A 7,903-nucleotide genomic window follows, 5' to 3' on the forward strand; every position below is an offset into this window, starting at 1 on the left:
GCGGTGGCCCGGGACGCGCCGCGGCGACCGGTCCCGAGCAGCGCCCCACCCCGCGGCAGCCGACGGTCAGCTACTCGGTGAGCCGTTCCGGGTGGCGGCGGCGGACGATGCGGGTGCAGGTCCGCACCTCCGGCCCGGTCGGCGAGCTGATCCTGTTCGCGCGGCCGGGCACCGTGCCGCCCCGGGCCGCCGTCGAGGCCCATGAGCTGTCCCGCCTGGCCCCCGTGGAGCAGGCGGTGACGCGGACCATCGACGTGACCCTGGACGGGGCCCAGCTGCCCTGGGGAGTCCGGCTGCTGCCCGCGTCGGCGCCTCCGGTCGGCTGGACCGTCGCGCATCCGGGCGATGAGGATCTGGTCGTCCGCTGACCCTGATCGGCGGTGGCGTCCACTGCCCGCACGGGGGAGGGTCGCACGGTTGATCCGTTGGCGGAATGTTGGCCTTATGCTGCTTTTGGCGGGCGATTTGCGACCAGATCAGCAAGAATGCCACTACCACGGAAAGTATTCATCCTGGTGCTGTTCCTCGCCCGGGGTGCTCCGTTTACGATTGGTTCCGTCACGCGTAGTTCCAGTACCGGCCTGATGGGTGTTTACCGTCAGGTCGGGGCACCTGTCGGTCCGTCCCGACCGTGAGGTCGGGGTCGGTGGCATCACGAACGGGCGGCCCTCGCGCCGCCCGATCGACGACCCGGCGCGGTGTCGTCGAGCCTGATGGAACGCTGAGCGGGCGCACATCCGCGGCCCGCGCGGAGGGGACGTCTCATCGGGCGCTCGTGGTGTGGCCTGCCCCGCCGGCGGTCGGTGCTGTGGGCGGCAGGTGTCTCACGCCCACGTCGAAAGGCAACGCGCGAGCATGGCCTCGACCTCTCGTGGCCGACCAACCCCTCCGGTCGGCCCTCCGGTTTCACCCCTGTCCCGACCTCGCGTGTCCCGACCTCGCAGCGGGCCGGGTCGGCGCGTCGGCCGCCGCCACCGCGGCCACCGCGGCCCGGTCCGCACCAGCGCCCGGCTCGGCCTTGTGTCCGTGTTCGTCCTCGGCGTGTTGGGGACGCTCACTCCGGCCGCCAGCGCCGTCGGGCAGACGCCGAGCCCGTCGCCGAGCCCCACCGCGGCGAGCCCGGACGGCGCGGCACCGAGCCCCCAGGCCGGAGTGCCGCTGACGACCATGGCCCCGCAGACCAGCAACCGCATCACGCTGGTGCTGTTCGACGAGGACATCGTGCTGGTCGGTGGGCGCAACTTCACCCCCAGTAATGACGTCACGGTCGCCGCGCAGACCGCCGACCTGGGCGGCAGCGCCCTGATCAAGGCGGACGGCGACGGGCGGTTCATCCTCGGCTTCCGGGTACCGGCCGATTTCAAGGGCGCGGTGAACATCAGGGCGACCCAGGGCGGCGCGAGCGTCGCCGACTCCCTCGACGTCACCGGGCCGGAGGCCGCCGCCCAGGAGTACAAGGCGGCGCCGCCGCTGCCCGACCTGCCGGTCGGCAGCCCCACGACGGCGGGCAGCGGCGCTGTCCCCCAGACGAGTCCCTCGCCCACGACAGGCAGCGGGGTGTCCACGACCCCGTTCCCGACACCGACGTCACTGAGCCCGACCGCCGCGCCCACGACCCCGCTGACCCCGACGGCGACGCCTCGCCGCCGGGGCGGGACCAGCGCGTCCCCGGCCGCGACGCCGACCACGGTCGCGCCGCTCCCGTCGGTCACCGGGTCCTCGGCGACGCCGGCGACCCCGACCGCCCCGGCAGCCAGGCCCGCTCCGGCCCCCGGCGGCACCGCGGACATCGACGCCGGCGGCCCACAGTCCGGCCTGCCCTGGATGTCTGGCTTCCAGTCCCACCAGCTCGCCCAGCTCACCGACTTCGGCAACTGGCGGGGCCGTCCCAACGACGTCGTGCACGTCTACACCGACCGCACGTCGGGCTGGGGCGGGCTGGTCCAGCCGACCTGGCCGGTCGACCTGTTCAAGGGATTCCCCGGCAAGCTGGTGATCAGCCAGCCGACGTATCCCAAGAGTGGCGGCAGCAACGGCGAGTGCGCCAGGGGCGCCTACGACGAGCAGTGGAAGAAGCTCGGCTCGTTCCTGGTGGCGCACGGCCGGGCCGACTCGATCGTCCGGATCGGCTGGGAGTTCAACGGCACGTTCATGTACTGGCACTCCGATGCCGACCCGACGGTCTTCAAGACCTGCTTCCAGAAGATCGCCACCGCGATCCGGTCCACCGACCCGCAGGTCCTGATCGACTGGACGTTCAACGCGCACAACTCGCCGGTGCCCAGTGGCAACAGCCCCTGGGGCGCGTACCCCGGCGACGAGTACGTCGACTACGTCGGCATTGACTCCTACGACCACTACCCGCCGTCCAAGGACGACGCGACCTGGAACAAGCAGTGCGAGGACGTCAACGGCCTGTGCTATGTGATCCGCTTCGCGCGGGAGCACGGCAAGAAGGTCGGCGTCGGCGAGTGGGGGGTGGCCTCCTGCTCGGGTGACGGCGGCGGCGACAACCCGTTCTACATGAAGAAGATGTTCGAGACGTTCAAGGCGGCCGGCGACGTGATGGGCTACGACGCCTACTTCAGCGATCCGACGCCCGGCAACGTCTGCTCGACGATCACGAACGGTGGCCAGAACCCGAAGGCCGCCGCTGTGTACAAGGAGCTCTTCGGTAAGGGATAGGGCGGGGCCACGCGGCGAGGGGCCGGGACGGAGGATGCCGTCCCGGCCCCTCGCCGTGCGTCGGGCGGTCTTCCGGGCGATGCCGTTAGATAGGCAAAGCTGCAGGTGAGCGGCCTGACGGTGGCCTCGCGGTGACGCCTGGGTGTCGGTTGGTCGACCCATGTCGTTGTCTGTCGTCAGACGCCCCCGGGCGGGTACCGTCAGCCCAAAGGCGACGTATCACGATCTTGCCCCGTCCGGTCGACTGATCCGGTTTTTCCGGCCGCGGCCGGGTGGGGGCCCGGGACGCGGGTCGCGCGACGCCGCCGCTGGAGAACGAGGGGACCGTCGCTTGCGCCATTTCGCCTTCCTCGACCCACACGCCGCCGAAGCGCTCTTCCACCGGCCGCCAGAGACGATCGACGCGGATGCCGATCGCAGGTTGCTGGCCACCGCCCTGGGCGCGACCCTCTACGCGCCCGGCACCCGGCCCCGGCTGGCGGACGACGTGCGCAGGCAGACCGCGGCCGGGGTGACGTCCATGGTGCTCTGCCTGGAGGACTCGATCGCCGACACCGACGTCGCCGACGCGGAGTCGAACGTGGTCGCCGCGCTGCGCGCGCTGTCGGAGGATCCCCCCGCGCACGGCGGTGGGCCGCCGCTGCTGTTCGTCCGGGTCCGCGCCACCAGGCAGATCCCGGACATCGTCGCCCGGCTGGGCCCGCGGGGGACGGCTAGTCTGTCCGGCTTCGTACTGCCCAAGTTCACCGAGGACAGCGGCGAGCCCGCCCTCGACGCGGTGCTGCGCGCCGGAGAGACGGCCGGCCGGCCGCTGTGGGCGATGCCGGTGCTGGAGAGCCCGCCCGTGATCAACCGGGAGACCCGGGTCGACGCGCTGACCGCGGTACGTCGCCTCGTCGACAAGCACGCCGACCAGGTGTTGGCGATCCGCCTCGGGGCCACCGACCTGTGCGGCCTGTTCGGCCTGCGCCGCGACCGGGACCTGACGATCTACGACATCGCGGTGGTGCGCGACTGCATCGCCGACATCGTGAACATCTGCGCCCGCGGCGGCGAGCACATCGTCACCGGCCCCGTCTGGGAGTACTTCGCCCAGCCCGAACGGCTGTTCGTCAGCTCGCTGCGGGTCACCCCGTTCGAGCAGGCCGACCGGGCGGACGGCGGGCAGTCCGCCATCCGGATGCGCAGCGCGCTGGTCTCCGCCGACCTCGACCGGCTGATCCGCGAGGTCGTCCTCGACAAGGCCAACGGCCTGAACGGCAAGACGGTGATCCATCCCAGCCACGTCCCCGCGGTGCACGCGCTGCAGGTCGTCAGCCAGGAGGAGTACGAGGACGCCGAGTCGATCATTTCCGGCAGTGCGGGCGGGGTGCGCCCGAGCAGCTACGCGAACAAGATGAACGAGCTGGGCCCGCACCGGGCCTGGGCGGAGGCGGTGCTGCGCCGGGCGCGCGCGTTCGGCGTACTGCGCGAGGGCGACACGTTCGTCGAGGTGCTCGCCGCGACCCGCTCCGCCCTGGAGAGCGCGCGGGCGGCCCGGTGACCACGACGACCGGAGCGGCTGGAGCGACTGGGGCGGCTGGGGGGACTGGGGCGGCTGGGGGGACCGGAGCCGCGGCGGGCCGCGGCGCCCCGTCCCCGGCGGCGGACTGGCTGTGGACGGAGCTCGGGCTCACCGCGCAGGTGAGCGCCGACGTGCCCGGCGGCGGCCTGCACGCGCTCGTCGGGCTCGCGCTGCGGCGCAACCCGCGCCGGGCCCACCTGCTGGTCAGCCGCGTTCTCGGCAAGCACCTGCCGGTCGCGCCGAGCACCGCCCTGGCCGTCGGCGCGGACCTCGCCGGGCTGGTCCGGAACGTGCCCGGCTACCCGGCGGCCGGCGGGCTCGTCATCGGCTACTGCGAGACCGCGACGGCGCTGGGCCACACGGTCGCCGACAGCCTGCCCGGCAGCCACTACCTGCACACCACCCGCCGGGACCTGGCCGGGGTGCCGCCGGTACTGGAGTTCACCGAGTCGCACTCGCACGCCTCGCACCACTGGCTCGTCCCCGAGGACCCGGCGATCCTGGCGACCGACCAGCCGATCGTGCTCGTCGACGACGAGCTGTCGACCGGGCGCACCGCCCTGGGCACCATCCGCCTCCTGCACGAGCACGCCCCCCGCGGGCACTACCTCGTCGCCGCCCTGGTGGATGCCCGGCCGACGGGGGCCCGGGCCGCGTTCGATGACCTCGCCGTCGAGCTCGGCGTGCGGATCGACGTCGTCGCCCTCATCGCCGCCACGGTCACCGTCCCTGCGGAGATCGCCCGGCGAGCCGCGGCGATCCGCGCCCGCCACGCCCCCGAGACCGGCGTCGACCCGGCCGGCGTCGACCCGGCCGGTGTCGACCCGGCCGGTGTAGGCGCGGAGGAGGGGGGTCTGGCCGACCCGGCGGTGGGAGACGTCCGCTGGCTGAGCCCCGCCTGGCCGGCGGGCCTGCCCGACGGCGGGCGGCACGGATGGACGGCGGGGCACGGACGGCTGCTGGCGGATCACCTCGGGGCCCTGGCCACCGCGGTGCGCGCGACGCTGTCCCGCCCGGGGGGCCGCACGCTCGTGCTGGGCACCGAGGAGTTCATGTACGTGCCGATGCGGATCGCGGCGGAGCTGGCCGGCGGCGGCCCGGGGGAGGTGCGCTACCAGTCGACGACCCGTTCGCCGGTCCACCCGATCGACGTCGACGGCTACGCCATCCGCGCCGCGCTGAGTTTCCCGGCGCCGGACGATCCGCGCCGGGTCAGCCACGTGTACAACGTCGGTCCGGGCCGCTACGACGACATCGTGGTGGTGCTCGACTCGGGCGCCGACACCGGATCGCCGTCCGCGGTGGCCGATCCGAGCGGGCTGGTCGCCCAGCTACGTCGCTGCGCCCCGGTGACGGTGCTCACCATCCCCTCCTACCAGCCGGCCCCCCGGCCGGTTCCGCGCCCCGCCGCCCCGACGACTGGAGCCTCCCGATGAGCGAGTCCGCCCCGGTGGATACAGCCGCCCCTGGAGGTACAGCCCCTGGAGGTACAGCCCCTGGAGGTGCAGCCGTCCCGACGGCTACCACGGCGCCGCGTCCGGCGGGCCCGAGGACGATCGGATCGGGTTCCTACGATCCGGTCGACGTCACGTTCCTGCTGACGGACCTGAGCGACGTCGCCCTGGAACGTCCCACGGAGGACCGTGAGGAGGCGATGCAGGCCGGCCGCCACTACTCCGAGGATCTTCCCGTCGAGTACCAGCCCGACGCCTCCTACCTGAAGCTCTACCACCAGGCGCTGGAACGTTCGGCCCGGCGGGTGGCGCTGGCCACGGGCCTGGTCGCCGAGCTGGTGCGGGTCACCAAGCCCGAGCCGGTGCTGGTCTCCATCGCCCGCGCCGGCACCCCGGTCGGGATCCTGATGCGCCGCTGGTACGGCTGGCGCCACGGTCTCGACACGCCGCACCACGCCATCTCGGTCATCAAGGATCGCGGCGTCGACATGAACGCCGTGCGCTACCTGACCGAGCGTTTCGACCCGACGGCGATCCAGTTCGTCGACGGCTGGACCGGCAAGGGCGTGATGACCCGGGTGCTCACCGAGGCCGTCGCACCCCTCGGGCTGGACGACACCCTCGCCGTGCTCGCCGACCCGGCGCACTGCGTGCCGCTCTACGGCACCCGCGACGACTTCCTCATCCCCAGCGCCTGCCTGAACTCGACGGTGAGCGGCCTGGTCAGCCGGACGGTGCTGAACGCCGAGCACATCGGCCCGGATGACTTCCACGGCGCGAAGTTCTACGCCGAGCTCGCCCCGCACGACCTGTCCCGGCATTTCATCGAGACGGTCGTCGCGCAGTTCGACGCCGTCGCCGACGAGGTCGCGGCGACCTGGGGGCGGTTGTGGGCGGCCGACCGCTCGCCGACCTGGGCCGGCTGGGCCGCGGTGGAACGCATCGCCGCCGCCTACGACATCCCGGACGTCGTCATGGTGAAGCCCGGGGTCGGCGAGACCACCCGGGTGCTGCTGCGCCGGGTGCCGTGGCGGATCCTCGTCGCCCCGGACCGCCAGGACGAGCTGGCCCACGTCCTCGCGCTGGCCGAGGACCGCGGGGTGCCCGTCGAGGAGATGGCCGACCTGCCGTTCTCCTGTGTCGGGCTGGTGCGCCCGCTCGGCGCCAACCCGACCTTCCACACCCCGGGGGCGCGCTGGCGCCCCGACGCCCCGTGACCGCCGCCGGACGCCCGGGCGACGGCCCGGGCGACGGCCCCGGCGCCGCCCGCCCGCTGGCGGCGCTCGACCTCGACAAGACGCTGATCTTCTCGGCCCGTTCCGCGCGGCTGCCGGCGGACGCCGCCGCGCACGAACTCGTCGAGGTGGAACGCCTCGACGGCGCGCCGTTGTCGTTCGCGACCGCCCGGGAGCTGGCGCTGCTCGCCGAGCTGGACCGCGCCGCCGTCGTCGTCCCGGTGACGACCCGCACGCTCGCCCAGTACCGCCGGGTCGACCTGCGGATCCGGCCCCGGTATGCGATCGCGGCGAACGGCGGGCACCTGCTCGTCGATGGCGAACCCGACCCGGCGTGGGCCGCGGCGGTCACCGCCGAGGTCGGCGCCGCCTGCGCCCCGCTGGCCGGGATGCTCGCGCTCGCCGAGCGGTTCGCCGCCGGCGGCTGGGCCCGCGTCGTGCGCGCCGCCGACGACCTGTTCGTCTACCTGGTGGCCCACTCCCGGCCCGACATCCCGGACCTCACCGGGTTCGCGGCGGACGCGCTGGCGGGTGGCTGGGAGGTGTCCGCGCAGGGCCGCAAGGTGTATCTGGTGCCGTCGGTGCTGACCAAGCAGCGCGCCGTTGACGAGGTGGCGCGCCGGGCCGGCACGGGGCTGGCGCTCGCCGCGGGGGACTCGGTGCTGGATATCCCGATGCTGCTGGCCGCCGACGCCGCCGTCCGGCCCGCGCATGGCGAGCTGCACGAGCTGGGTTGGACGGCGCCGCGTGTCACGGTGACCGCCGCGGCCGGCGCGCTCGCCGGCGAGGAGCTGGTCACGGCCCTGCTCCAGCGGGTGAGGGCGACGGCGGCAGCGCCCGGACCAGTCGAACCCGCCACCGGCGCGGCCGGCTGAGGGCCACGCGCGGGGGGGGTGAGTCCCACTGCGTGGTGTAGATCGGGAGCGGCTGGTTGATCGTCCGGGGTGCGGGTGTGTCGCTCCGAG

At 73.8% G+C, this 7,903-nt stretch carries 5 protein-coding genes and 1 pseudogene; all 6 read left to right on the forward strand.

The window, feature by feature from the left end; genetic code table 11:
- A pseudogene (locus MXD58_RS14855) lies at positions 1 to 368 on the forward strand (zinc ribbon domain-containing protein); the annotation flags it as partial.
- A gap of 559 nt (positions 369 to 927) precedes the next feature.
- On the forward strand, positions 928 to 2,685 hold the full coding sequence (locus MXD58_RS14860) for a glycosyl hydrolase (protein ID WP_308301970.1): 1,758 nt from the start codon (positions 928 to 930) through the stop codon (positions 2,683 to 2,685).
- Positions 2,686 to 3,016: 331 nt separating this feature from the next.
- Positions 3,017 to 4,228: an HpcH/HpaI aldolase/citrate lyase family protein gene (locus MXD58_RS14865; protein WP_248841387.1), complete on the forward strand. Its 1,212-nt coding sequence runs from the start codon at positions 3,017 to 3,019 to the stop codon at positions 4,226 to 4,228.
- 140 nt (positions 4,229 to 4,368) lie between these two features.
- On the forward strand, positions 4,369 to 5,685 hold the full coding sequence (locus tag MXD58_RS14870; protein WP_248841388.1) for a phosphoribosyltransferase family protein: 1,317 nt from the start codon (positions 4,369 to 4,371) through the stop codon (positions 5,683 to 5,685).
- A 119-nt stretch (positions 5,686 to 5,804) separates the two neighbouring features.
- Complete coding sequence (locus MXD58_RS14875) at positions 5,805 to 6,920, forward strand: cysteine protease StiP family protein (protein WP_248841390.1); 1,116 nt, start codon at positions 5,805 to 5,807, stop codon at positions 6,918 to 6,920.
- On the forward strand, positions 6,917 to 7,813 hold the full coding sequence (locus tag MXD58_RS14880) for an HAD family hydrolase (RefSeq protein ID WP_248841389.1): 897 nt from the start codon (positions 6,917 to 6,919) through the stop codon (positions 7,811 to 7,813). The genes MXD58_RS14875 and MXD58_RS14880 overlap by 4 nt, the downstream gene beginning before the upstream one ends.
- Positions 7,814 to 7,903: the final 90 nt, after the last annotated feature.

This window comes from Frankia sp. AgKG'84/4 (assembly GCF_023242965.2).
GTDB lineage: Bacteria > Actinomycetota > Actinomycetes > Frankiales > Frankiaceae > Frankia.